At 67.4% G+C, this 23,319-nt stretch carries 23 protein-coding genes and 1 pseudogene; 18 read left to right on the forward strand and 6 right to left on the reverse strand.

Annotated elements, in window-relative coordinates; translation table 11 throughout:
- The first annotated feature begins 189 nt into the window (after positions 1–189).
- Positions 190–1,869 (forward strand): FUSC family protein, encoded by a 1,680-nt coding sequence (locus ACFVTC_RS01855; protein WP_390122893.1) that lies wholly within the window; start codon positions 190–192, stop codon positions 1,867–1,869.
- Positions 1,866–2,429, forward strand: coding sequence for a MarR family winged helix-turn-helix transcriptional regulator (locus ACFVTC_RS01860; protein WP_390122895.1), 564 nt, complete (start codon positions 1,866–1,868; stop codon positions 2,427–2,429). Before ACFVTC_RS01855 ends, ACFVTC_RS01860 begins: the two co-directional genes overlap by 4 nt.
- Before the next feature lie 152 nt (positions 2,430–2,581).
- On the opposite strand, the pseudogene ACFVTC_RS01865 reads toward ACFVTC_RS01860, so the two are convergent.
- Positions 2,582–2,668, reverse strand: a pseudogene (locus ACFVTC_RS01865) (VOC family protein); the annotation flags it as partial.
- 28 nt (positions 2,669–2,696) lie between these two features.
- Between ACFVTC_RS01865 and ACFVTC_RS01870 the strand changes: the two are divergent.
- Positions 2,697–4,322, forward strand: a complete 1,626-nt coding sequence (locus ACFVTC_RS01870) for a recombinase family protein (RefSeq protein WP_390122897.1) — start codon at positions 2,697–2,699, stop codon at positions 4,320–4,322.
- A 47-nt stretch (positions 4,323–4,369) separates the two neighbouring features.
- Here the strand turns inward: ACFVTC_RS01870 and ACFVTC_RS01875 are convergent, their stop codons facing one another.
- Positions 4,370–4,564, reverse strand: coding sequence for a hypothetical protein (locus ACFVTC_RS01875; protein WP_390122898.1), 195 nt, complete (start codon positions 4,562–4,564; stop codon positions 4,370–4,372).
- Between the two features lie 164 nt (positions 4,565–4,728).
- Here ACFVTC_RS01875 and ACFVTC_RS01880 point away from each other — a divergent pair, with 164 nt between their 5' ends.
- The 5 genes from ACFVTC_RS01880 to ACFVTC_RS01900 all read left to right on the forward strand — a co-directional run bounded on the left by ACFVTC_RS01880 (position 4,729) and on the right by ACFVTC_RS01900 (position 8,484).
- Positions 4,729–5,133 carry a hypothetical protein gene (locus ACFVTC_RS01880; RefSeq protein ID WP_390122900.1) on the forward strand — a complete coding sequence of 135 codons (405 nt, stop codon included), beginning with the start codon at positions 4,729–4,731 and terminating at the stop codon, positions 5,131–5,133.
- A complete protein-coding gene (locus ACFVTC_RS01885; protein WP_390122902.1) occupies positions 5,130–5,348 on the forward strand; it encodes a hypothetical protein in 219 nt (72 codons plus the stop codon). Before ACFVTC_RS01880 ends, ACFVTC_RS01885 begins: the two co-directional genes overlap by 4 nt.
- A gap of 604 nt (positions 5,349–5,952) precedes the next feature.
- Entirely contained in the window at positions 5,953–6,549 is a 597-nt protein-coding gene (locus tag ACFVTC_RS01890) for a hypothetical protein (protein ID WP_390122904.1), read from the forward strand.
- Between the two features lie 628 nt (positions 6,550–7,177).
- Complete coding sequence (locus ACFVTC_RS01895; protein WP_390122906.1) at positions 7,178–8,119, forward strand: hypothetical protein; 942 nt, start codon at positions 7,178–7,180, stop codon at positions 8,117–8,119.
- Positions 8,120–8,127: 8 nt separating this feature from the next.
- A complete protein-coding gene (locus ACFVTC_RS01900; RefSeq protein WP_390122907.1) occupies positions 8,128–8,484 on the forward strand; it encodes a hypothetical protein in 357 nt (118 codons plus the stop codon).
- 23 nt (positions 8,485–8,507) lie between these two features.
- Here the strand turns inward: ACFVTC_RS01900 and ACFVTC_RS01905 are convergent, their stop codons facing one another.
- Positions 8,508–8,687, reverse strand: a complete 180-nt coding sequence (locus ACFVTC_RS01905) for a hypothetical protein (protein WP_390122909.1) — start codon at positions 8,685–8,687, stop codon at positions 8,508–8,510.
- Between the two features lie 1,758 nt (positions 8,688–10,445).
- On the opposite strand from ACFVTC_RS01905, the gene ACFVTC_RS01910 reads away from it, so the two are divergent.
- The 4 genes from ACFVTC_RS01910 to ACFVTC_RS01925 all read left to right on the forward strand — a co-directional run bounded on the left by ACFVTC_RS01910 (position 10,446) and on the right by ACFVTC_RS01925 (position 16,006).
- Positions 10,446–10,715, forward strand: coding sequence for a hypothetical protein (locus tag ACFVTC_RS01910; RefSeq protein ID WP_390122911.1), 270 nt, complete (start codon positions 10,446–10,448; stop codon positions 10,713–10,715).
- Complete coding sequence (locus tag ACFVTC_RS01915) at positions 10,705–15,345, forward strand: peptidoglycan DD-metalloendopeptidase family protein (protein WP_390122913.1); 4,641 nt, start codon at positions 10,705–10,707, stop codon at positions 15,343–15,345. The genes ACFVTC_RS01910 and ACFVTC_RS01915 overlap by 11 nt, the downstream gene beginning before the upstream one ends.
- Before the next feature lie 120 nt (positions 15,346–15,465).
- Complete coding sequence (locus ACFVTC_RS01920) at positions 15,466–15,627, forward strand: hypothetical protein (RefSeq protein WP_365227941.1); 162 nt, start codon at positions 15,466–15,468, stop codon at positions 15,625–15,627.
- 73 nt (positions 15,628–15,700) lie between these two features.
- Complete coding sequence (locus ACFVTC_RS01925) at positions 15,701–16,006, forward strand: hypothetical protein (protein WP_390122915.1); 306 nt, start codon at positions 15,701–15,703, stop codon at positions 16,004–16,006.
- Positions 16,007–16,289: 283 nt separating this feature from the next.
- Here ACFVTC_RS01925 and ACFVTC_RS01930 read toward each other — a convergent pair whose 3' ends face one another.
- Positions 16,290–16,490 (reverse strand): hypothetical protein, encoded by a 201-nt coding sequence (locus tag ACFVTC_RS01930; RefSeq protein WP_390122916.1) that lies wholly within the window; start codon positions 16,488–16,490, stop codon positions 16,290–16,292.
- A 340-nt stretch (positions 16,491–16,830) separates the two neighbouring features.
- Between ACFVTC_RS01930 and ACFVTC_RS01935 the strand changes: the two genes are divergently transcribed.
- Positions 16,831–17,091, forward strand: coding sequence for a GntR family transcriptional regulator (locus ACFVTC_RS01935; RefSeq protein ID WP_365228079.1), 261 nt, complete (start codon positions 16,831–16,833; stop codon positions 17,089–17,091).
- Between the two features lie 63 nt (positions 17,092–17,154).
- On the opposite strand, the gene ACFVTC_RS01940 is transcribed toward ACFVTC_RS01935, so the two are convergent.
- Entirely contained in the window at positions 17,155–17,541 is a 387-nt protein-coding gene (locus tag ACFVTC_RS01940; RefSeq protein ID WP_390122918.1) for a VOC family protein, read from the reverse strand.
- A gap of 132 nt (positions 17,542–17,673) precedes the next feature.
- Here ACFVTC_RS01940 and ACFVTC_RS01945 point away from each other — a divergent pair, with 132 nt between their 5' ends.
- On the forward strand, positions 17,674–18,216 hold the full coding sequence (locus ACFVTC_RS01945; RefSeq protein WP_390122920.1) for a GNAT family N-acetyltransferase: 543 nt from the start codon (positions 17,674–17,676) through the stop codon (positions 18,214–18,216).
- Positions 18,217–18,282: 66 nt separating this feature from the next.
- On the opposite strand, the gene ACFVTC_RS01950 is transcribed toward ACFVTC_RS01945, so the two are convergent.
- A complete protein-coding gene (locus tag ACFVTC_RS01950; protein WP_390122922.1) occupies positions 18,283–18,966 on the reverse strand; it encodes a glycerophosphodiester phosphodiesterase in 684 nt (227 codons plus the stop codon).
- A 432-nt stretch (positions 18,967–19,398) separates the two neighbouring features.
- On the opposite strand from ACFVTC_RS01950, the gene ACFVTC_RS01955 reads away from it, so the two are divergent.
- The 4 genes from ACFVTC_RS01955 (at position 19,399) to ACFVTC_RS01970 (ending at position 23,317) form a co-directional block, all read left to right on the forward strand.
- Entirely contained in the window at positions 19,399–20,796 is a 1,398-nt protein-coding gene (locus ACFVTC_RS01955) for a DUF6421 family protein (protein WP_390122924.1), read from the forward strand.
- A 35-nt stretch (positions 20,797–20,831) separates the two neighbouring features.
- Positions 20,832–21,578, forward strand: coding sequence for an SDR family NAD(P)-dependent oxidoreductase (locus ACFVTC_RS01960; RefSeq protein WP_168533373.1), 747 nt, complete (start codon positions 20,832–20,834; stop codon positions 21,576–21,578).
- Positions 21,575–22,648 (forward strand): low specificity L-threonine aldolase, encoded by a 1,074-nt coding sequence (locus ACFVTC_RS01965; protein ID WP_168526736.1) that lies wholly within the window; start codon positions 21,575–21,577, stop codon positions 22,646–22,648. The genes ACFVTC_RS01960 and ACFVTC_RS01965 overlap by 4 nt, the downstream gene beginning before the upstream one ends.
- 96 nt (positions 22,649–22,744) lie before the next feature.
- Complete coding sequence (locus ACFVTC_RS01970) at positions 22,745–23,317, forward strand: transglutaminase domain-containing protein (protein WP_390122927.1); 573 nt, start codon at positions 22,745–22,747, stop codon at positions 23,315–23,317.
- Positions 23,318–23,319 lie beyond the last annotated feature (2 nt).

Below are 23,319 nucleotides of genomic sequence, written 5' to 3' on the forward strand. Positions count from 1 at the left end.
CCGCTCGACACTGTCGGACGTCGGACCGGGCATGCCCGCGCGTGGCGGCGCGCAAGCCGGTGAGGACCGGGCGCAAGGGGGCATTCGGGGGAGCGTACGGGGAGCACCGCAGGTGGGAGGGGGAGGCGCGGCGGACCTGATGTATTGCGCTAGTGTTTTACTCGTAAAACATCTGCTATTCTTCACCGTATGAGCACCGCGACCCCCCGCACGCCCGGGGCACCCCGCCCCGGCCCCCTTCCGGGCGCCCGGCGCCTCCCGCTGGCCGGGGTGCTCCGCCTCGGCCGGCCCTCCGACATCTGGTTCAAGCCCGCCCTGAGCGTGGTCGTGTCGGTGGCGCCGCCGAACCTGGCGCTCCTGGCGCTCGGCAGGCTGGACCTGGCGATGTACACCATGGCCGGGTCGCTCTGCGCGCTCTACGCCCACAACCGCCCGTACGCCGCCCGGGCCCGTACCCTCGCCGCGGTGGTGCTCGGCATGCTCGCCGGACTCGCCGTAGCCCTGACCGCCGCGTCCCTCACCACGAGCCCCGTCCTGCTGGTCACGGTCGGCGCCCTGCTCGCCGCCGTGCAGAAGGTGCTGTGCGACGCCACCCGGGTCGGGCCGCCCGGCCATGTGGTCCTCTCCTTCATCAGCTCGGCGTCCCTCTTCGTGCCGCAGACGCTCGGCGAGGTCCCGGGCCATCTCGCGCTGGGTGCCGCCGCGGGCGTCTGGGCCTGGGTCGTCGGCATGGCCCCGGGACTCCTCCGCCCGCACGGGCCGGAGCGCAGGGCCACCGCGCACGCGCTCAACGCCGCAGCGGCGTACGCCCAGACGCGGGGCGACGGTGCCGGATCCGCCCGTTCCCGTGCGGCCGCGGCCGCCGCCGTGCACGGGGCCTGGCAGTCGCTGCTGTCCACCGGCGCCCGCTCCGCGCCCCGACGTGCCCTGGAACGGCTCGTCGTACGGGCCGAGGTCGCGATCGCAGCGCCCGCCGACACGGAGCCCGAGCGGCTGCGCGGCTGGGCTCGCGACCTGCGCGGCACCGGCCCCGTACCGCACCCGGACGACCTGGGGGAGGCCGCCGGTGAACTCCTGGGGGTGGAGGCCGAACTCGCCCTGGGAGAGAAGCCGTTGTCTCGACGGCTCGGCCCACTGGCCCCGATCGCGTTGCGTGTGGCGCTCGGCTGCTCGCTGGCCGGTTACGTCTCGCTCGCCCTCGGTGTCGGCCGCCCCTACTGGGCCCTCGTCACCGCCGCCTCGCTCTACCAGACCAATGTCACCCTGACCTGGAGCCGGGGTGTGCAGCGCGTGGTCGGCAATCTCGTCGGCGTCCTCGCCTTCGCGGCCCTCGTCCCGCTCGCCCATCTCGGTCAGGCGGCCCTCGTGCTGTGCTGTCTCGCCCTCAACTTCGGGGCCGAGGCGCTGATCGGGCGCAACTACTGGCTCGGCAGCGTCTGTGTCACCCCCATGGCCCTGCTCATCACCGAGTTCGCCCACCTCCAGCGGCCGGGCGAGCTGATGACCGACCGGGTCGTGGACACCCTGGTGGGCGCGCTGGTCGGTTTCGCCGCGGCGGTCGCCGTCACCAACCGGCGGGCCGGGGACCGCGTCGAGGACGCCCTCGACGCGGTCGAGCGCGCCGACGAGCGCGCCGTGCGGCTCCTCGGCTCCGAGCGTCCCGCGCCCGGCGCCCTGGAGTCCGCGCGCCGCGACCTGGCCGGCGCCGTCGTCGAACTGCGTGCGACCGCCGACGCCGCGGCCGGTGAATGGTGGCAACGCGCCCTGCCGGAGGAACGGGTGATGCGGGTGGAACGGTCCGGACACCGTACGCTCGCGGCGACGGTACGACGGCAGGGACTGCACTCCGTGGAGGGCGCACAGGCATGACGGCAGCGAACGGGCGGGCGGCGGGCGGGGACACCGGCGCCGGACGGGCGGTGGTGCCCGGCGACACGATGGCCGCGGTCGTGCAGCAATGGCGGGCCGTGCGTCCCGACATCGACACCGGCCCGATGGAGATCATCGGCCGGATCAACCGCTCGGCCGCACTCCTCCAGCAGGCCGAGGACGCCCCGCTGCGCCGCGCCGGGCTGACCCGTCCCGAGTTCGACGTCCTGGGGACGCTGCGCCGTACCGGGCACGAACTGACCCCCAGTGAGCTCGCCCGCGAGACGTTCTCCTCCGGCGCGGCCGTCACCAAGCGCCTCAAGCAGCTGACCGAGCGCGGCCTGGTCGAACGCCGCGGGGACACCCGTGACCGCCGGGTCGCGCACGTCCGGCTCACCGACGCGGGACGCGAGCTCGTCGACGGCATCCTGCCCCAGCAGCTCGCGTACGAGACGACGGCCCTGTCCGGTATCGACCCCACCCGCCAGCGTGAACTCGCCTCGCTCCTGGGGGAGTTGCTCGGTCAGCTGGAGGGCCGTCTGGGGGTCCCGCGGGGCTGAGCGCGGGCGGGCCGCGCCCGGAGACACCGCCCGGCTCGACCTCGGGGCCGGCGTCCGTGCTGGGCGGGCGCGGGGTCCGTCACCGCGCCGTTCGCCGGCCGGGCGGCGGCGACATCGATGATCCGACCCACTCTCCGGCCGGCCCGGTGCCCTCAGACACCGGGCCGGTAGCGCAGCGGATGATCCGCCGGGATCTCCACCAGCACGATCTCGGTGCCGTCCGGATCTCCGGACCACAGCGACTCAGTTATTAGGCACACTGTGTCCATGACTGTGATGCTGGGCAGCGAGCAGCTAGAAGCTCTGTCAGTGATCCGACTCAGTGTGCGCACCGACGAGACGACGTCACCAGTGCGTCAGCGGGACGCCAACGACCGGTCAGCGCGGGCCATCGGTGCTCGGATCGTGGGGGAGGCGGAAGACCTAGACGTATCAGCCTCGAAGACGACTCCGTTCGACCGTCCCGAGCTGGGTAAGTGGCTCGCTGAGCCGTCGCGCTTCGACGTCATCCTGTGGTGGCGTCTTGACCGCGCGGTGCGGTCCATGGCGGACATGCATGAGCTAGCCAGGTGGGCACGCCAGTACCGGAAGATGCTGGTGTTCGCTGAGGGGCCAGGCGGCATGCTCAAGCTAGATTTCCGCAACCCGTTGGACCCCGTCGCAGAGATCATGGTCACGCTGCTTGCGTTCGCGGCACAGATGGAAGCTCAGGCCATCCGCGAACGTGTGCAGGGGGCTGCGGAGGCAATCCGCTCCATGCCCCTACGGTGGCGCGGTGCGCGCCCGCCATACGGCTACATGCCGGGCCCGATGCCTGAAGGCGCCCCGGGGCAGACGCTCGTGCCTGACCCTGACGCGGTACAGGTAATCGAGCGCATCGTTCGCGAACTCGTCGAGGGCAGCAGCCCAACGGGAATCGCTCTGGGGCTCAATGGAGAGAATCCTCCCGTCCCACCTCCCCGTGACCACTGGGCAATCAAGCAGGGCCGGCCGACCGGAGGGAAGACGGGAGGTTCGGGTTATGAGCGCGGGACGAAGGTTGAGCGCTTCACCTGGGGAGCGTCAACAATCAACGCACTGCTCAGGTCCCAGACCCTGATGGGCCAGAAGGTTCACAAGGGTGCGCCTGTGCGTGATGCAAGCGGACGCCCGGTGAAGGCGTCAACAGAACCCATCCTGACCCGCGAAGAGTTCGATCAGATCGGCGAACTTCTCGCCGCCCGGTCGGTCAACACTCGGCCGGCGACGCGCTCTGACACAAACGCACTTCTCCTACGTGTGGCGATCTGTGAGGAGTGCAAAACGAGGATGTACTACACACGCGCTGCGGGAAAGCGACCGACCAACATCTACGGGTGCCGAGCAGCGTCACAAGGTGTCAAGTGTGCGAAGCCTGCGACCATCAAAGCCGAGTGGCTAGAGGAATACGTGACGCGTGAATTCCTCGCGCTCGTCGGGTCTTGGGAGGTCGTCGAGACGCGAAAGATCCCCGGGTACGACCCCGGACCGGAGATCAACGAAGTCTCGTCTGAGCTTGAGGAGCACATGGCGCAATCTGGGCGGGCACGCTCGGAGGCGGGACGACGCTTGTGGCAGGAGAAGCACGACGCGTTGGATGCGCGTCTCGCAGAGCTAGAAGCGACTCCCCGACGCCCGCCCCTAGAGGAAATCGTGCGCACTGGGCGCACGTACGCCGATGACTGGCATGCGCGAGACAGCGCGTCACGCCGGCAGATGCTGCTTGACGCTGGCGCGCTGGTCACGGTCAAGCAGGGGCGACGCGGAGGCCGGTACGCGGCCGATGAATCTCGCTTCGACTTTGGCATCGCGCAGTTCGACGATCCGGAGGCCGCGCGCATGGCGGAGATCATGGAAGAGGAGCAGTCGGACTAACCGCGGACACACGAGCCCCCGTCACGTCGACGGGGGCTCTCTGATGTCTACGGAGCCTTGCTCCACGGTCCTGCGGGAGGGCGTTCCGGCAGCTTCGCTTCCGGTCGTGAGCAGTAGTAGGCGACGAAGCGGCGGAGGACGTCTGAGCGGTCCGTGTCGTCGGGTACGGCGTCGTCGAACGCTTGCCACAGCTCTGCGTCGATGCGGAAGCGGCTGACCGGTGTCTTCGGCTGATTGGGCATGGGAGCACGGTAGCAGAGGTGTAGCCACACCCGACGGCGTCCAAGGGTTGCGGGTGTGGCTACACCCATGGTTAGGTGTAGCCACACCCCGACGCAAGCAAGGCAGAGGGCCCGCTGAGTCTTGGCGGACGACGGGCCCTCTGTCTCCATGAAGGAGAAACATCATGCTCGCACGGAACGCGATCCTCGTCGTCGGCAATGCCTCCACCCCCGTCGCCCTCGAAGACCTCACCGCCTTCGCCGCGGACGTGGCCGACCGTCTGGGACTCCCCGCCCGCATCGCGGTTGGCATGGACTACGACGTCACGCAGTACGCCGGCGTCGTCCTCTGTGACAGCTACCTCAACAGCGTCCCGAGCGCCGTTCTCGGCACGGAGGCGCTGGAGGCTGACATGTTCTGCCTGACGGCCGACGACCTGTACGCGTACGGCATAGACGAGACCTGCGGGCACTGCGGGGAAGAGGGCGACGCCGCCCCCGTACTCGTCGGAGGCATGTGGACGGCGTCGGTCCACGCATCGTGCGTCGCTGCGCACGCTCGCTTCGTCGCTCTGAAGGCCACGGCGTGAGCGCCGAAGTGAGCGACCTGCGGGCGCTCCTGGAAGCTGTCCACGAGGCCCTGACGGTGCCCGGTGGCGACGTCGACGACCGACGGCTTGTCGACCGTGCCCGGTGGGCGCGGACCACCATCCGCGGCGCCCTCGACGAGGATCCGCGCGACGTCGGATGGAACGCTCAGTACCTCCGCAAGAAAATGCGCGCCGAAGAGGCCGCAGCTAAGTAACATTGCGTGACGATGGCTCGCGCCGGGGAGACCCGGTGACGGGCCTCGCGTCGTTCCTGTGGCCTCGTCGACGTCCTCCGCGGCCAGCCCGAAACTCCGTGAGAGGTGCACGCAATTCAAGGGTGGTTGCGTAGCGTAATAGATTTCCGCCTCGTCGTCACGCTGCGTCTACCTTCAGGCCGCTCGTCGTGCCAAAAGGTCAAACTGACCCCCTACTTCTAACTCTCTCTAGACGCGTTAAGGAGGAAGTGAAAATGACAGTTAGTTTGACCTTTTGGCTTCACCCTGCCCGTGGACCCTCGTCGACGTCGACGAGGGCGGGGCTGACGGAGGGTGCGGGGAGGATGAGGCCCGAGGTAGCCCCTGACGGCCCCTCTCGCGGCCGTTCGTGACCCTGGTGGCCACGGAGACGCAGGAATGCCCAGAAGGGCGCTGAGGACTTCTCTACTGGTCGCAGCGCTACGGGACTCGCGACTGTCCGACGTTACACAGAGTAGCCAACGCGCGTCGGCGTCCGTGCGTCACATCGTCCGCCCGTTCCCCCATAACTCCTCTGTGAGCCTGCGCACTTGCACGGCTCGCCGACGACAAGGGGAACTGTGTGATGACCGACGACTTCAGCGGACCTACCCGACGACCCACGCGGCGTTCCTATGCCGAGCTGGAAGCGGAACACTTCGTGCGCGAACTGGAGGACGGGGGAGCGTACGTCTCCCCGGGGCACGCGTCGACGTGGAGGGGCTTGGAGGGGCACGACCCGCTTGACGACGAGAGCCCCGACGAGTTCACCCTCCGGTACTGGGAGGAGTGGCACGACGCCTCCGAGAACGAGGAGGAGCGCCCGGAGCGGCGCAGGCCGTCAGGGCGGGGCGTCGACATCGTCCCTCCAAGCGTCGGAGAGGTGGCCATCCGGGTAGATCCGGAGGTTGCCCGACGCTTCGCGGAGAAGCACGCTGCGCAGCGTGCGGAGGCGACGTCGACGCTGACGTACGAGTCCGCTGGCGGGGTTGTGACCGTCGAGGGTCTGACGAAGGCATGGAGCGGGCCGTGTGCGCAGTGCTCTGAGCCTTTCGTCCAGAGACGGCCGGCGTCACAGCGTCGGAAGTGGCGCACGCTGTGCAGTGACGTGTGTTCCGCAGGGTGGAAGCGGGACCGTGCTCGTGAGCGCAAGCAACGGCAGCGGAGTGCTGAAGCGGCGTAGCGTCACACCTTTGTATATCTATTGGAGGGGGCGCCGCGCAGTCGCCCTCTCCTCGTCGCGTCGTGAGGCCGCCGGACAGTCACAGTGCTTCCGTCGACGGCCCGCGCGCTGCGTGCTGACGTCCTCTCCTCCGACGGCACGCACTGAGCCCCCGCTCGCGTTCGAGCGTGTAGAGCACCGGTCACCTTCGTCGCCGTGTCGCTCCACGTCCCCATTCCGCGAGCGGGGGCCCTCCTTCGAAGCGCTGCCCACGGGTGGCGCTTTTTTGTTGACCATTCCTCGTCAGACCGACAGAACGGAGGACGCCATGTCGATGTGCGACGTCCCTTCGCGCTCGCAGCCCGAGCCGTGCCCCGTGTGCCGGCGCCAACTCCCGCGGACCGCGGACTTTTTTCAGCGGGACGCGCTGGGCAGGCAGGGGCTGAAGAGACGATGCCGTGACTGTGTCAACGCCGCTGAGCGTCGACGCTACGCAGCCTCGTCCGACGCCATACGCGAGCGTGTTAAGGAGCGACGAGCGACGCGCGCAGAGCTATTCAAAGACAGTCCCCAGTGGCAATCAACGCCACGCCATCAGGGCCGTTGACCGACATGGTCAGCGGCCTTTCGTGTTTATAGAGAGGCAAGCATGAGGACGAGTAGGAACCCCGAACTCACCGCAGCGTGGGCGACGGTGCCTGAGGTTGCGAAGGCGCAGGAGCGCTACGAGGAGGCCGTCAGGCTGCGTCGCGCATTCCGGTCCGGGATGACGCCCGAAGTCGCTCTGACGGCCGTTCAGGACGCTGCCATTGCGACGCTCACCGACACGGGCAAGTGGTCGACCAGCTTCGCGAAGGATGCCGCGAAGGCTCACGCCGAATCCGTCGTCTGGCAGGCCGAATCCGTCGCCCTTCGACGCGCGGAGGACAGTCTGAAGTTCGCCGCGGAGGACACACGCGACACCATGGCACCTGACGTTCTCGCGTACCTGAACGCTCGGTTGACGGAGATCCTGACAGCCGCGAAAGGCGCCAGTACGGCCCTGGGCGACGTCACGACAGCCGAAGGCGCCATTGATGCGGGTGGCGACGCTCTCGATGCCTGGAGGCGCCTGACGGGGCTTCTGAGCGACCTGCGCAATGTGCGTGCTGCGCAGTGGGACGTCCTGCGCAGTGTGTCCTACGAGGACGATCAGGCCCGAATGCGCACGTGGATGGCGCGGGGTCACGGAGAGGTCCGTGGCGTCCGGCTGGACGACATTCCCGAGCACGTCAGGGACGCAATGCGCAGTCGGAGCTACTCCATTGCGCAGCTCGTGTGGCTTGCGCACTCGGGGGCCGCGTACGTCCCGACGTCATACGACGACTTGGCCGCGAACGTCGCAGCGTCGGAGGAGCCGATCTCGTACACCGACTCTGGCCGACCCGCCAACTACAGCCCCCGCGTGACTCCGCTCCCCACTCCGACGCCGGCGAAGGTGTACCCGCACTCGATTACGCCGCACCTGGACAAGTCCCAGCCGGTGCCCGCGCCCCCGAAAGTCAACGCGGTCATGCGCGACCGCGAGGCGACCACCCTTGAACACTTCTAGGAGTACCCATGACTGAGATCACCCCAGCGCAGCCGCACCCCGCAGTTCTCGAACTGGCGAAGGCAAAGGCCGCGCTCGCAGCGGGGCTCACCATCGCGCAGGGCGCGCGCCTTCAGGGCGTCACTGACGAGGAGCTGACGGCGGACGCTACGGCCTTCGCCGCGGAGCTGAACGCCGGCACTCCCACCGCTCCCGCGACCCTCGTTGGCGGGTCCCAGGGCCCTGACGTCGGCAACGCGACGGGAGTTGCGGCCGGCGCGAGCCTCTACCGCGATCGGTACGGCATCGTCGACGGGGAGCGGCCCGCGCGGACGAGCCGAAGCCCCCTGACCGAGAACACCTACACCATGAACGGACGGTGGTAAGAGCATGAGCTAGGGCTGACGTCTCACTTCCGCCAGAACCTCCAGAAATCCGCAAGCGCTCTGATGATCTCCGGGCGTTCGCTGGCGTCGGAGCCACGCAGACACAGCGGCAGCGACACCAGCACGATCAGGGCCAACACGCCAAACAGCAGGGCCAGCAACCACGGCGCAGCCATGGCGAGTTCACCCAGCACGGACCACACGACAAGCTCTCCTCAGCAACGGTGTACGCCTGTCGCGTGGAGGAGCGTGCGCAGCCTCAACGACGACAGAGCATCTGTCGAAGCGCACCGGGCTGTGGAGCGCGCTGCACCGTTGGGTGCGTGTCGTTGAGGTCCCTGCGGGGGCCCATGTAACGGGTAGAGGTCACGCAGCGGGCTATGCAGCCGCTGCCCTGTACAGCCCACACACCAGTGACGGTGTGACCGATCCCGTCCATCACGGACGAAATGTCATTGCGGACCTCTGCGTGAGGTCGTCCCAGTTTGTGCACTCTGGGTAGCGGCATTGACCATCACGGTCTCAGCAGGAGCCCATCACGGTCTCCTCGATATCAGGCTAGCAGCCTTCCCAGCGCGCATGCCCTAACACAGGAGGAACCATGGTTGCCCCGGGGCCACGAAGAAACCCGAGTAGCCCTTACAGCCGTGAGTACCGGGGGCAGGCGAAGGGAGCGCGTATAGGCCCCATCGTCCTCCCGCTCTCGGGCTGTGATCTGCCCGTGCCTGACATGCCGTCAGGCCGTGCGTGGAGCGACGCTGAGCGTGCGATGTGGGACGACCTTTGGGCGTCGCCGCAGGCCACGCAATGGCACGACGCGTTCGTGCCCATCGTCGCTATGTACGTACAGATCGTGTGCCAGTCACTCAGGGGCAGCGCGACGGCTGGACTGGCGCAGGAGGCACGGCACTTGGCCGACCACCTCGGCCTATCCCCAGCCGGATTGCGCACGCTGGGGTGGCAGATGGAGCCGGTCAACGTCAGCACGGGTGAGCTGCACGCGCTGCCTGGTGGTGCAGCGTGAGCGCGCGCACTGACGCCATGCTCGCCCGTAAGGCAGCACAGGCGCCCGCTACAGGCGACGCCACGTGCCCGCGGGAGCTGCGCACACCCTGCGTCGTGTGGGACTGGCTGAGTGCGGCTGAGGCCGTCGACGTCGAGCGCGACGGGATGAACTCACCGCTCGTCGCACGCGCCTGGCGACGCTGGCTAGACGCACGACGGGCACACGCTGCGGAGGCTGGCCTCAGTGAGTCAGCCGCGTGCGGCCCTGCGGGTCGGCCGACGCTCGCCGAGCGCTCGCACCCCCTCTGACCTGCGCATACCCAGGGGGGTAAGCCCGGTCGGGCTCTCCTTTTTCACCGAAGAGGTGCTAGGCGACGCGGTCTGACAACCGGTTACAGGTCGACCCTGGAGGCTCCAAGGTGCCGCCATAGCGGCCCCTGACGCCCCGTTGGGGCCCCTAGCGGGCAGCGGACGAGACGGATCGTGTGCGTCAGATGATCAATCGATACAGCCAAGATCCACAACTTACCGTTACAAACCGCAGGTCAGAGACCTAAAAGCGTGACAGCCCCGGGGGATTCCCTCGGGGCTTTGTCGTACCTGAAACCAGGAGGAGCCCATGCATGCGCCCCAACTCCAGTGTGTGCGCAACGGCTGCACGCTGCCCCGTGGTGTCCGCACCGAAGGCGGCCGGAGTCGCCCACGGAAGCACTGCAGTCACGCGTGCCTCGTCTGGGAGACGAGAGCGCGCCGCGCGGTGGAGTCCGGCGACGTCGACGAAGCGCGGGAGTTGTTGACGCTTGCCCGCCGGCTCGACGCCCGAACACATCCGGGACAGACCATTCCCGGCGCGCTCAAGGATCCCCGTAAGGCTGCCTGACCGCAACTCCACAGCCCGACCTCCAGGCCCGTAGCGGACGCGCTATGGGCCTTTCCTATTTCCGGAAAGAGCTCTGATGACTAGCACTGAAAACGTCTGCGCGAGGGATGGCTGTTCCTTCCTTCCTGAAATCGTGATGATCGGCGAAACGCCGTTGCCGGCCGTTTACTGCGGCGATGCCTGCGCTGATTTCGAATGGCTCCGCCGAGCGCTGAACGAGTCAACTCCATCGCTGGGCGTTGCGGCAGCGCTGCAGGATCTAAACGCCCTCGAACGCATCCTGAACGCCCGTTCCGAGCCGTTTAGCGTCGGACCGCTAATCTCGGAGTCGCTCTATGCCGGCTGATCTGGATATCGTCGGTGGAGCAGCGGTTGACGTTGTCCCCATTGCCCCTGAATTCCACACGAAGCTGAAGGCTATTGTCCTCCCCGTCGCCGACAGGGTGGGGGAGGATGCTGGCCGACGCATGGGTGACGCGATATCGCGTCACATCACGGTGTCCATCCCTGACGCCATCACTGCAGGTGGTCGGACTGCGCGAGCGTCCGCTACGCGCGAGGGAGGTCAGATCGGTGGATCCCTTGCGCAGTCCATAAAGCGAAAGCTAGAGCTTGCTTTCCGGTCCCTTCCGCGCGCGGACGTCAGGCTCGGAGACGCAGGATTTAACGCCGACCTCGACCGTTTGCGGTCACGCATTCAGACGTTGTCCGGCAAAACGGTGGGCATCGACCTTGACGCCGGCGCAGCGCTCACGGAAATTCAGGCAATCGACGCGGAACTCGTGCGTTTGGGTGCCAACCATGCCGACGTAAACGTCCGTGCGGACACAACGCGTGCCCGTGCAGCGTTGGCGGCAATTCGCGCAGAGGTTGACGAAGTCGACCGACAAAGCGCGACGGTAAAGGTTAGGGCCGACACCTCGCAGGCAGAGGGTGCGCTTGCGCGCCTCGTCGTCTCTATGGGGATCGTGGCGGCTCTCCCCGTGGTCCCGATTGCAGCGGCGGGTATCGGCGCTATTGCGTCCGCGGCTGTCGCGGCTGGGGCAGGGCTCGGAGCGCTTGCGCTCGTCGGAATCCCGGCATTGAAGGGCGTCACGTCCGCGATTCAGGCGAAGACTGCGGCCGAGAACGACTCGACCCGCGCGACGGGTAACGGCGTTGCAGCGGGTGTGAAGGCTGCGCAATCGGCCCTTCAGATGGCGTCTGCGCAATCGGCTCTGACGTCTGCGCATAGGCAGGCTGCGCAGCAGATAGAGCAGGCAAACCGGGCTGTGAGCGACTCTGAGCGCTCCCTCTCCGACGCGAAGCGCTCCGCTCGCCAGGCTGAACTAGACCTGACGCAGGCACGGCGCGACGCGACGCAGCAACTCGCCGACCTTCAGGACAAGTTGATCGATGGCGCCTTGTCCGAAAAGGACGCGACCCTCCGCGTCCAGGAGGCACAACAGGAGCTGAACAAGGTCAAGGCTGACGCATCCGTCGGCAAGGCTACCGACCTCCAGGTTCAGCGCGCGCAGCTCGCGTACGACCAAGCCGTTCAGAACGCGAAGGAACAGAAAAAGTCCGTCGCCGACCTCACGAAGCAGGAGGCGGACGCACGGAAGGCGGGCATCGACGGCAACGACTCCGTCAAGCAAGCCGCGGAACGACTGGCAGAGGCAAACCGCAAGGTCGCAGACCAGACGCGCGCCGTAGCCGACGCTCAGCGAAAGGCACGTGACGCGCAGGTTCAGGCCGCGGAGCAAATCGCGGCGGCTGAACGTGGCGTGGAGTCCGCACGGCTGTCGAACATCGACACCACGGCGAAGGCCGTTACGAAGGCCAATGAGTACCGCAAGGCACTCGCGAAGCTCACTCCGGACCAGCGGAAGTTGTACGACTCCATAGCGGGTCCGACCGGTCTGACGAAGGCTTTCAAGGACTGGTCGACGTCGCTACAGCCGGCCGTACTGCCGTTGTTCGTCCGGGGCGTCAACGGTGCTAAGAACAGCCTTCCGGGGCTGTCCCCGTTGGTCCGTACTGCTGCGGATGCTGTCGGCGACCTGATGGACGCAGCTTCCAAGGAACTGAAGTCGCCCTTCTGGCAAGGCTTCAAGCGCGACATCAATAGCAGTGCAAAGCCTGCGATCGTAGGGCTAGGAAAGTCGTTCGGGAACATCCTGACGGGGATGGCGGGCATTGTCGACGCCTTCCTCCCGCACATGGACGGAATCTCCCGAACCATGCAGCGGATCACTGGACGGTTCGCGAACTGGGGGAAGAACCTAAAGGGTTCGCCAGCGTTTGAGCGCTTCCTGAAGTACGTCAAGGACACCGCACCCCAGGTCGGTGAAGTGGTCGGTAAGGCCGCGGATGCGCTCCTGTCGTTCTCCCAAGCTATCGCGCCAACATCGGCCGTCGTCTTCGCCGTTATCGGCCCGCTCCTCGACGGCGTCAAGTGGCTGTCGGAGAACATGCCTGGATTCGTACAAACCATGTGGGGCCTGTACGTGGTGTCGAAGGCCGTAGCCATCGCCACGAAGGCTTGGGCTATCGCGCAGGGTCTGTTCGACGCGGCGATGGCGATTGCTGCACTAGAAACCTGGAGTTTCGCGGCTGCGCTGTCTGCGATTGGCTGGACGGAACTCGTCGCACTGATCACAGCAATTGTCGTCGCGATTGCGGCACTTGTCGCAGGGATCATCTGGGCTTTCAAGAACGTCGGATGGTTTCGTGGCACCGTCGAGGCTGCTTGGACCGGAATCAAGGTTGCAACGCTATTCCTCTGGAACAGCGTCCTGAAGCCAGCGTTCAACGGAATGTGGATCGGGATAAAGGCCATCGGAACGGCCTCCGTCTGGCTCTGGAAGAACGCCATCGAGCCTGCCTTTAAGGGCATCTGGCTGGTAGCCCGGATCCTCTTCGCGGTGCTGGTCACCGCAGTGATCACGCCTATCGTCTTCGCAATCAAGATTCTCGGCGCCGTAGCGATGTGGCTGTGGCGTGACGGGCTCAAGCCCTCGTTCGAGGGAATCGCGCTCATTGCGACGTGGCTGTGGACGACGATCCTGAAGCCGACGTTCAAGCTTGTCTGGGACGCCCTGAAGTGGCTCGGAGACAAGTTCGTCTGGCTCTACCAGCACGCCGTACTTCCTGCGGTCGGATGGATCTCCGACAAGGCGGCGTGGCTTTGGAACAAGGCGCTAGCCCCCGTCCTCCGGTTTATCTGGGACGGGTTGAAGTGGGTAGGCGACAAATTCAAATGGCTCTACGACCACGGCGTGAAGCCCCCGGCGGAGTGGATCGCCGACAAAACCTCGTGGCTGTACGAGCACGGACTGAAGCCCGCGTTCGACAAGATGAAGTCGGCACTAGGTGTCGTCGCTGACGCGTTCGACACAGCGAAGACGCTGATCGGTAAGGCTTGGAATAAGGTCTCCGACATCGCCAAAAAGCCTGTGAACTTCATTATCGAATGGGTGTACACAAAGGGAATTAAGGCCGTCTGGGATCAGGTAGCGGACTTCGTCGACCTGCCGCATCTCCCTAAGGCGCCTAAGCTCCTGGAGGCCGGTGGAACAGTCGGAAACGGCTGGGGTCCGGCAGTTCCGATGAAGGCGAACAAGCCGACGGCAATCGTCGGTGAGGGAAATCCGAACTACCCCGAATTCGTCATCCCCACCGACCCGAAGTACCGCTCTCGCGCCGTCGCGCTCCATCAGGCAGCGGGGACGCAGCTCCTCGAATCCGGCGGAGTGCTCGGGGGAGCGTGGGACTGGACGAAGGACACCGTTGGCGACGTCATCGGTAAGGGCATCGACTGGGCAAAGACGGGCGCGGATCTCCTGGTCCACCCGTCGAAGGTCTGGACGGCGCTAACGAAGCCGATCATGAACCGCATCGGTGACGGCGTCGGCGTAGCCGGCAAGTTCGGTGCGGCCGTCGGTAAGTACCCGGTCAAGATGGTCGACGGACTGAAGTCCAAGATCGTGGAGGCCGCGGAATCACTCCTCTTCGCCTCCGAAGGCACTGGCGGGCAGTGGATCAAGCCTGTCAACGCTGCGTTCGGAACGCGGTTCGGTGTGCCCGGCAAGATGTGGTCGTCCGGTCATCACACGGGCCTCGACTTCCCGGTACCCACCGGGACGAGGGTCAACGCTGTCGACGACGGCAAGGTCACCTTCGCCGCGGGTGGTGGCCCCTACGGCAACCACGTCGAGATCAGCCACGGCGGAGGCTTGTCCTCCCTGTACGCGCACATGAGCCGCATCCTGACGTCAGTCGGTGCGGTCGTGAAGCAAGGGCAGGAGATCGGCAAGTCGGGCGCAACCGGCAACACCACCGGCCCGCACGTTCACCTCGAAGCGCGTCGGAACGGAACTGCCGTCGACCCCATGCCGTACCTGACGGGAGGCGGGGGTTTTGCGGCCGGCGCTACGGGCGCAGCTCAGCAGTATGCCAAGAGCATTCTTGGCAATTACGGCTGGGGACCCGGGCAGTTCGGCCCGCTGAAGCAACTGTGGCAGGGCGAGTCCGGATGGCGCTACAACGCCAAGAACTCCAGCTCTGGCGCCTACGGGATCCCGCAGGCACTCCCCGCGTCGAAGATGGGCACGGAGGGTCCTGACTGGCTGACGAACCCGCGGACGCAGATCCGTTGGGGCATGGACTACATCAAGCACCGGTCTGACTACGGCACCCCAGCGGCTGCGTACTCGAAGTGGCTCTCGCGCTCCCCGCATTGGTACGACGACGGCGGCCTGATCCCGCCTGGCCTCTCCCTCGTCGCCAACGGCACAGGGAAGCCGGAGCCCGTATTCACCGGCTCCCAGTGGCAGGACATCCGCGCCAGCAAGGGCGGAGGCGGTCCCACCACGGTCCACGCCGACGTGCGCGTCTTCGTCGGAGACCGCGAGATCACGGACATCGTTCGCGTCGAAGTGGACGCGCGCGAGGCCGAAAACGCCAACGCACTAGACAACGGAAGGTGGGTCTAACCGCTCACCGCACGCACACGCACGCACACTTGGGCCGGCTCCGACAGGGAGTCGGCCTTTCTTGTACCCCGCGGATCCGCCATGGGTCCGCGGGGCTTCCCGTCTCTGAGAGGACCGACCATGGACTACACGAAGCCCGCGAAGAGCCAGACCGTCACCTGCCCGCACTGCTCTGCCGAGCTGGAGCAGGTGTCCGGCGCCGGCCGTGTCCGTCGCTACTGCAGCCCGGAGGCGGGGCGCACCTACCGACGTCGCATGCGCGCGCTCGGGTTCCCGATCTGACGGCCGCGCGTCACATCCGGCGCCGTTTCCCCCATAACCCCGTCGTAAGCCCACACGACGGAGGAGAGACACCATGCTGAACCCTGCCAACCTGCGGTTCCTCGGGTTGCTCGGAGTCGACACCGGCACGTTCGCCATCGTGGACCCCGTGTCCACGGAGCACGTGGCCTACGTCGCCGAGCACAACCCCGGCGACCTCCTCACGCACGACTTCGAGTACGCGACCGTCGCCCCGACCCCCATGGGCGACGGGGTGTTCGAGGTGTTCGCGGTCCTGGACGACGCAGGCGACTACGTCGGGGCGTACATCGACTTCACGAAGCAGTACGCAGACGCTGACGTCGACGACTTCCCGCTGATGGCGGGGGCTTCGGCGTGAGCTACTCGCAAGAGGACGTTACCGGCCCCGGAAGCGGGCATAGAGGGCTAGACCTCCGGACTGACAGCGGCCGACGAAGCTTCAACCGGAAGCTGTCCGAAGCAGGTATGGACGCCAAGATCTGTACAAAGTGCGTGTGCGTCAAGGTATTGGCGTCGTTCCCCTCGCTTGCGAACACCCACGACGGGCTCCGGTCCGTGTGCTGGACGTGTCGGCCGAAGTGAGACACACAGAAGCCCCCGTCTTCCCATCTGGGAAGGCGGGGGCTTCTTTGCGTTACGGGCTACTCGGGTACCTCGTCGTCCTCGTCCTCTTCGGGGACGTCGTTGATGCCGAGCCGATCACCGCGGGACTCCGCGACTGCAATGACGTCCTTCAGGTGTCCAGCCGCGATGTCCAGGAACACCCGGGCCTCTTCGTCGGACATGGTGCCCGTCTCCAGTATCGAACTCAGCACCGCCAGGAAGACGCTCGCTCCGTCCACCCTGTGAAGTTCAATCTCGTCCGCCATCCGTGAGGCAACACCGGACGAGTCGGACGAGGAGATGAGCAGCGTCCCACCGTTAGGCGCGGCTGACGCTACGCGTCGGATAGGCATGTGCACACCCCCTCTCCCGGCTGGAAATAGAGGGAAGTGACGCTCGATAGGCTTCGTACACGTCGATCTCCTGCGTGAGGCCGGCCAGTCCCCGGCGCGGCCCTTGCCCGGCCTGCCGGGGACGTCTGTTACCTACAGATAGTAGACGGTGGTGGGTAGTAGTAGGTAGTGGTGGGCGGTAGCGGCAGGTAATGCGTAGTGGATGGTGGACGCATACGGTCGACGGGTGGACAAGATCAACCCCGACTCGACTCTGTACGTCTACGAGCAGCTAGCCGCGATCATCGAGCGCAAGATTCGCTCGGGGGAGTACGCCCCGGGGACCCGCTTGCCTGGCGAGCTGACGATGACGCACGAATACAAGGTCGGTCCGGGCACCGTCAGGCGCGCCCTGGACATCCTGCGGGAGCGCGGGTTGGTCGTCACGGTCCGGGCGCGTGGAAGCTTCATCGTCGACCCCGTTCCGCCGGCCGACGGCACGTCGTAAGCCCCGCCAACAGCCCTAGGCCGCGGGCGTTGGCGGGGCTTTCATGTTCCGCAGGTCAGGGCTTCACGGGCGGTACCGCAAGGGGTGATCTTCCGGTACTTCGCAGATAACAATTTCCGTGCCGTCCGGATCCGCGATCCACATCTCGATCAGCCCCCAGGGCTCCTTCACCGGCGGACGCAGCACCTCGACGCCGACGGCGGCCAGTTCCTCGTGCGCCGCGGCCGCGTCGGCCACCTGGAGCCACAGCCTGAGGGCGGGGGAGGGCGGCACGTCGGAACGGCCGGAGACCTCCAGGAAACCGCCGCCGAGGAAATAGACCGTGCCGCGCTCGGGCCCCGTACCGAACTCCCGGTGGACGGCGAGGCCCAGCTGCCCGCCGTAGAAGGCGCGGGAGCGCTCCGGGTCGGTGGGGCGCAGAAGGGTCCGGCTGCTGAGTACATGCACCATGCCCCCGGAGCCTAGGGGCTGTCCCGTGATCCCCGGTGGATCACCGCGCGGCCCCTGGCCGGCGCGTTACGCTCGGCGGTGCCCGAGCCGCGCCAGAGACACCAGAGATCCAGAGATTCGGAGAATCGCTCCATGAACACCGCCGCCTCCCACGGACTGACCTTCCGCGACGCCGTCGACGTGGACGTGGACGTCCTCGTCGCGCTGATCGAGTCCGCGTACCGCGGTGACTCCAGCCGGGCCGGCTGGACCACGGAGGCGGACATCCTCGAGGGGCAGCGGACCGACCCGGAGGGCGTGCTCGCCGTCATCAAGGCGCCCGACAGCCGGCTGCTGACCGTCGAGAGGGACGGCTCCGTCGTCGCCTGCTGCCAGTTGGAGCACCGTGGCGACCACGCCTACTTCGGCATGTTCGCGGTCAGCCCGACACTCCAGGGCGGCGGCCTCGGCAAGGTGATCCTCACCGAGGCGGAGCGGTACGCGCGCGAGGCCTGGGGGGTCGTGGAGATGCACATGACCGTGATCTCCGTACGCGACGACCTCATCGCCTGGTACGAGCGGCGCGGCTACCGCCGTACGGGACGGATGACCCCGTTCCCGTACGGCGACGAGCGCTTCGGTGTCCCGCAGCGCGACAACCTCCGGTTCGAGCTGCTGGTCAAGCCGCTGGCCTGACGTCCGGCGGGGCCGTGGGCGCGAGCGCTCGCGTCGCGGGCGCCCGTCCGGGCTCCGGCGCGGGCGTCACGCCGTGAAACGGCCGGTGCGTTTGATCTCCGGGTAGTCGGTGGTCGCGCCGTCCAGCTCCAGTGCGCGCACCAGCCGCAGCTGGTCCTGGGTGTTCACCACCCACCCGATGATCCTCAGCCCGGACTTGCGGGCGTGCTCGACGACCTCCAGGGTCAGCCGGCGGATGTTCAGACAGACGGTCGCGGCACCGGCCTCCACGGCGCGGTCCACGACGTCCACGCCGTAGCGGCTCGCGATGAGCGCGGTGCGGACGCCCGGCACGAGCCGGGTGACCTCGGCGATCGCCTCGTCGTGGAACGACGACACCTCGACGCGCCCCACGAGGTCGCGCCGGTGCATCACGTCGGCCAGCGCCCGTGCCGCGGCCGTGTCCTTGATCTCGGCCTGCAACGGCGCCCTGACGGCGTCCAGGACCTCTTCGAAGACGGGTACGCGCTCACCGCACCCGGCGTCCAGTGCCCGCAGCTCCGCGAGCGTCATCTCGGAGATCGGCCCCGAACCGTCGGTCGTACGGTCCACGTCCGCGTCGTGCATGACGACGAGTGCGCCGTCCTTGCTCAGGTGCAGATCGAGTTCGATCAGGTCGAGGCCCGCGTTCTGGGCGGCGATGAAGGAACGAAGGGTGTTCTCGGGCTCGACACCCATCACTCCGCGATGACCGATGGTGAGGAAGTTCAAGACGCGACTCGCTTCCGTCGACGGCGGCTCTGCGCGCGCGTGGTCCCGGCGGCGCCCACGCGGCAAGGCCGCAGCCTAATGGCCCGGCCCCGCGATGTACCCGCTCGTACGCCAGGCAGGGCGTGTCCCGGCCGGGCGGGGGACGCCCCTCCTGGCCGGTCCTGATCACCCGGGGGTGGGCGAGTCCTGCGCGCGTTGACGCAACCGGGTCCCGGCCCGCGCGGCGGTCCCGCCCGCCTTCGCGGCCTCTCCCGGAACGCCCGGAACGCTCGATACCGCTTGACGGAAGTGGTCGCCCATGCGGTGTACGACAGGAAAAAGAGCGGTGAAGGTGGGGGTAGCGCAGGATAATCTATCGAGTCTCCCCTTGCGAGAAGGAACCTCATTTACATACGGTGTGCATACGCGAGGTTCTCCCGTGGAGGATGAGACATGACGGAAATTCTTGTGCAGGTGGGTACGGAGGAGCGGGTTCCTCCCGTGGGCAGGGTGGTGGAGCACCCGGCTTGGCCCGTGCTCAAGGATGCCGTGGAGGAGATCCGGCCGTGGCAGTCCAAGGACGGCTCGATCGACTTCGAGGCGGAGGGCGCCCCGGACGCCGCCGACGCCGATCTGGCCGTACGCCGGGCGATAGACGCCATCGAGCGCCTCGCCCCGCTGGTGCCGCACGACGCGGAGTACCACGAGGCGCTCGTGAAGGATCTGCGCGGCTGGGCCGACGGGGGCTTCCAGGTCCCCGACTTCCTGGACTCGCTGCTCGCCTTCCAGCCCGCCGCGAACCGTGAGGACGGCCTCCAGCACCTGGTCGTCTTCCCGATGTACACGCAGAACGGCAACCCGGACCGCAACTTCGAGGCGCTCGTGCTGCGGATGGTCTGGCCGGACTGGCTGGCCGAGCTGGAGCGCACCCGCTACGACAACCCGCTGTTCTGCGGGATCACCTTCGAGGACTTCACGGCCGGCTACGACACCAACTCGGCCGTTCTCTTCCCGGAGACCATCGCCGTGCGCGAGGCACCGGCGCGCTTCAGCTGGGGCGGCATCTTCTGCGACCGCGAGGCCGCCCGCTTCCGCGCCGTCACCGAGGCCGCCGTGGACGTCCTGGGCCTCCAGCTGCCCGAGGACATCGCCGCGATGGTGGACGACCAGGAGCGCTGCGAGCAGGCCTTCGTGCTGTGGGACATGGTCCACGACCGCACCCACAGCCACGGCGACCTGCCCTTCGACCCCTTCATGATCAAGCAGCGGCAGCCGTTCTGGATGTACGGCCTCGAAGAGCTGCGCTGCGACCTCACCGCCTTCAAGGAGGCCGTGAAACTGGAGGCCGAGGGTCACCAGCACGGCCGTGACGTGCAGTACGCGGTGCTTTTCGACCGGATGTTCCGCTTCCCGGTCACCGGCGACCGCGTCCGCAACTACGACGGCCTCGGCGGCCAGCTGCTCTTCGCCTACCTGCACAAGCACGATGTCGTCCGCTGGACCGACAACAAGCTGCACATCGACTGGCAGCGCGCCCGGCAGGTCACCAACCAGCTGTGCGCCGAGATCGAGGACCTCTACCGGGCCGGCATCGACCGTCCCAAGCTCGTCCACTGGTTCAAGGCGTACGAACTGGTCGCGACCTACCTCGCCCCGCACCCGGGATCGCGCTGGGCCAAGGGCCCGGACGCCCTGGATCTGAGCCTTCCCCCGCGTAAGCTCGTGGACGACGTGCTTCCGGACGAGTTTCCGCTGAGCATGTTCTATGAGGCGCTCTCCAAGAAGCTGAAGAACGTGATCGCCTCCACCAAGGGCATCACCGCGGCCGGCGCCGAGCGGGTCGCCGCGTGAGCGCCCGCGCCGAGGATGCTCAGGAGGCGAAGAAGATGGCGAACGGAGCTCTCAGCGGTGCGGTGATCGCGGTGGCCGGCGCGGGTGGACCCGCCGGGCGCGCGACGCTGGCCCGGCTCGCCGACGCGGGCGCGACCGTCGTCGGCTCGGACAACGACGCCGAGCGGCTCGCCACGGCCGTGGACGCGGCCCGCTACGGGCACGGCGGCGCCACCGTCGTCGGGGACACGGTCGATCTGCTCGACCTCCAGTCGACGCGCGACTGGGCCACCCGCATCGAGAAGGACTTCGGCCGTGTCGACGGTCTGGTCCACCTCGTGGGCGGCTGGCGCGGCAGCGAGACCTTCACCAAGACGATTCTGGACGACTGGGACTTCCTCGAGCTGCTGCTCGTCCGCACCGTGCAGCACACCTCCCTCGCGTTCCACGAGGCACTGCAGCGCAGCGACCGCGGTCGGTACGTCCTGATCAGCGCCGCGGCCGCGAGCAAGCCGACCGCGAGCAACGCCGCCTACGCCGCGGGCAAGGCCGCCGCCGAGGCGTGGACGCTTGCCATGGCCGACTTCTTCCGCAAGGCGGGGGGCGAGGAGGGTCCGACCTCCGCGGCTGCGATCCTGGTGGTCAAGGCACTGGTGCACGACGCGATGCGCGCCGAGCGCCCGAACGCGAAGTTCGCGGGCTTCACGGACGTCGACGCGCTGGCGGAGTCCATCGCGGGCGTCTGGGACCTGCCCGCCGGTGAAGTGAACGGAAAACGTCTGTGGCTGACCGAGAAGCCGTGAACCCTCCGAAGACCGACGCCCGGCGTCACCACGACCCGGCCGTCCGCGGCTTCGCCAGCGACAACTACGCGGGCGCCCACCCCGAGGTGCTCGCCGCGGTGGCGCTGGCCAACGGCGGACACCAGGTCGCGTACGGCGAGGACGACTACACGGCGAACCTCCAGAAGATCATCCGCAGCCACTTCGGTGCCACCGCGGAGGCCTTCCCGGTCTTCAACGGCACCGGCGCCAACGTGGTCGCGCTCCAGGCGGTCACCGACCGCTGGGGCGCGGTGATCTGCGCCGAGAGCGCGCACATCAACGTCGACGAGGGTGGCGCGCCCGAACGCATGGGCGGCCTCAAACTGCTCACCGTCCCCACGCCCGACGGCAAGCTCACCCCCGAGCTGATCGACCGGCAGGCGTACGGCTGGGACGACGAACACCGCGCCATGCCGCAGGTCGTCTCGATCACCCAGAGCACCGAGCTGGGCACGCTCTACACCCCCGACGAGATCCGTGACATCTGCGACCACGCCCACGCGCACGGCATGAAGGTGCACCTGGACGGGTCCCGGATAGCCAACGCGGCCGCCTCGCTCGACGTCCCGATGCGGACGTTCACGAACGCGGTCGGCGTCGACATCCTGAGCCTGGGCGGGACCAAGAACGGCGCGCTGTTCGGGGAGGCGGTCGTCGTCCTCAACCAGGACGCCGTCCGGCACATGAAGCACCTGCGCAAACTCTCGATGCAGCTGGCTTCCAAGATGCGCTTCGTCTCCGTGCAGTTGGAGGCGCTGCTCGCCAAGGACCTGTGGCTGCGCAACGCCCGCCACTCCAACGGGATGGCCCAGCGGCTGGCGGAGGGCGTCCGCTCGGTGCACGGCGTGGAGATCCTCCACCCGGTCCAGGCCAACGCGGTCTTCGCCCGTCTCCCGCACGACGTGAGCGAGCGGCTGCAGAAGCGGTACCGCTTCTATTTCTGGGACGAGGCCGCGGGCGACGTCCGCTGGATGTGCTCCTTCGACACGACCGAGGACGATGTCGACGGGTTCCTGGCCGCGCTCAAGGAGGAGATGGCCCACCACTAGGGTGCCGGGCGTCCCTCTCATCGGATGCTGCATAGATATACGGTCGACCGAAAAGTCATTGACTCGCGGTCGACCGTATTCCTATGCTCTGCGGGTATGGAGTTCGTCCAGGAAAACCCCGACCTCTCCGCCTACTTGGCCGACGACGAGATGATCGACCACCGCCATCCGCTGGTCAGGGAGACGGCTGCCCGGCTCGCGACGGGAGCCGCCGACTCGTATGCCTATGCGCGGACGGCCTTCGAATTCGTGCGCGACACCATCCCGCACTCGCACGACTCCGGTGATCCGCGGGTGACCTGGCGTGCCTCCGACGTCCTGGAGCGGCGCACCGGCATCTGCTACGCGAAGGCCCACGCCCTGGCCGCGCTGCTGCGTGTCGAGGACATTCCGACGGCGTTCTGCTATCAGAAGTTCGACGAGGTGCACGGACTGGTGGCCGTCCGGTTCCACGGGGCGTGGCACCGGCAGGACCCCCGCGGCAACAAGCCGGGGGTGGACGCGCAGTTCTCCCTGGACGGCGAGCGGCTCGCCTTCACGCCCGATCCGAAGTCCAATGAGCTGGACTATCCAGTCCTGTACGCTGAACCTCATCCGGTCGTGCTGAGCGCCCTCAGGGCCGCCCCCGACCGGTCGTACCTCTGGAAGACGCTCCCCACCGCACTCTGAGG

The sequence above is a fragment of the Streptomyces sp. NPDC057950 genome (assembly GCF_042887295.1).
GTDB classification, from domain to species: Bacteria; Actinomycetota; Actinomycetes; order Streptomycetales; family Streptomycetaceae; genus Streptomyces; species Streptomyces kaempferi.

Bases quoted from the DNA above. Each gene is read 5' to 3' on its own strand.
- ACFVTC_RS01855 (WP_390122893.1), top strand. From the start codon at position 190: ATGAGCACCGCGACCCCCCGCACGCCCGGGGCACCCCGCCCCGGCCCC.
- ACFVTC_RS01860 (WP_390122895.1), top strand. From the start codon at position 1,866: ATGACGGCAGCGAACGGGCGGGCGGCGGGCGGGGACACCGGCGCCGGA.
- ACFVTC_RS01870 (WP_390122897.1), top strand. From the start codon at position 2,697: ATGACTGTGATGCTGGGCAGCGAGCAGCTAGAAGCTCTGTCAGTGATC.
- ACFVTC_RS01875 (WP_390122898.1), bottom strand. From the start codon at position 4,564: ATGCCCAATCAGCCGAAGACACCGGTCAGCCGCTTCCGCATCGACGCA.
- ACFVTC_RS01880 (WP_390122900.1), top strand. From the start codon at position 4,729: ATGCTCGCACGGAACGCGATCCTCGTCGTCGGCAATGCCTCCACCCCC.
- ACFVTC_RS01890 (WP_390122904.1), top strand. From the start codon at position 5,953: ATGACCGACGACTTCAGCGGACCTACCCGACGACCCACGCGGCGTTCC.
- ACFVTC_RS01895 (WP_390122906.1), top strand. From the start codon at position 7,178: ATGAGGACGAGTAGGAACCCCGAACTCACCGCAGCGTGGGCGACGGTG.
- ACFVTC_RS01900 (WP_390122907.1), top strand. From the start codon at position 8,128: ATGACTGAGATCACCCCAGCGCAGCCGCACCCCGCAGTTCTCGAACTG.
- ACFVTC_RS01910 (WP_390122911.1), top strand. From the start codon at position 10,446: ATGACTAGCACTGAAAACGTCTGCGCGAGGGATGGCTGTTCCTTCCTT.
- ACFVTC_RS01915 (WP_390122913.1), top strand. From the start codon at position 10,705: ATGCCGGCTGATCTGGATATCGTCGGTGGAGCAGCGGTTGACGTTGTC.
- ACFVTC_RS01920 (WP_365227941.1), top strand. From the start codon at position 15,466: ATGGACTACACGAAGCCCGCGAAGAGCCAGACCGTCACCTGCCCGCAC.
- ACFVTC_RS01925 (WP_390122915.1), top strand. From the start codon at position 15,701: ATGCTGAACCCTGCCAACCTGCGGTTCCTCGGGTTGCTCGGAGTCGAC.
- ACFVTC_RS01940 (WP_390122918.1), bottom strand. From the start codon at position 17,541: ATGGTGCATGTACTCAGCAGCCGGACCCTTCTGCGCCCCACCGACCCG.
- ACFVTC_RS01945 (WP_390122920.1), top strand. From the start codon at position 17,674: ATGAACACCGCCGCCTCCCACGGACTGACCTTCCGCGACGCCGTCGAC.
- ACFVTC_RS01955 (WP_390122924.1), top strand. From the start codon at position 19,399: ATGACGGAAATTCTTGTGCAGGTGGGTACGGAGGAGCGGGTTCCTCCC.
- ACFVTC_RS01960 (WP_168533373.1), top strand. From the start codon at position 20,832: ATGGCGAACGGAGCTCTCAGCGGTGCGGTGATCGCGGTGGCCGGCGCG.
- ACFVTC_RS01970 (WP_390122927.1), top strand. From the start codon at position 22,745: ATGGAGTTCGTCCAGGAAAACCCCGACCTCTCCGCCTACTTGGCCGAC.